The organism is Fulvivirga sp. M361 (assembly GCF_007097395.1).
Classification (GTDB): domain Bacteria; phylum Bacteroidota; class Bacteroidia; order Cytophagales; family Cyclobacteriaceae; genus Fulvivirga.
Genome location: NZ_VKDC01000112.1, coordinates 1 through 448 on the forward strand (window position 1 = coordinate 1; position 448 = coordinate 448).

The 448-nt window shown below is 53.6% G+C and carries 1 protein-coding gene; it reads right to left on the reverse strand.

What is annotated here, in order from left to right; genetic code table 11:
* A partial coding sequence (locus tag FNH22_RS31810; protein WP_143402576.1) for a hypothetical protein occupies positions 1 to 412 on the reverse strand: 412 nt, incomplete at its 3' end.
* Between the last annotated feature and the right edge of the window lie 36 nt (positions 413 to 448).

The window sequence follows — 448 nt, forward strand, 5'->3', positions numbered from 1 at the left end:
CACAGCCTGAACCATCACTCACCTCAAAGCTATACGTCAGCGTAACTGGACTGCTCGTGCTATTCGCCAATACATCGCTGATCACATCTCCATCCACAAAGGTCAATCCAACACTGCTAAAACCTGTCACTCCCGCAGTGCCACTCACACCCGTCAAACGCATCAAACTGCCCGTAACTGCACTGTTCAATGTGATCGACGTCGAGGAACCACTGCATAAAGCAGGAACCGTATTCGTGATCGACATCGTTGGACGGGGCTGAACATCTACACTAGCCAACTGGCCTGCAGGGGAGACCGGACAGCCGTCGCTGGTTGTCACTTCAAACGTGTAACTCACCGTAACCACTCCGTTCGTGGGGTTCTCTAAGATCTCTTGTAGCTGGTCGCCGTCCACAAACGTGTCCCCCACCAGAACACCACCACCCGTGACAGCACCGTAGCTTAC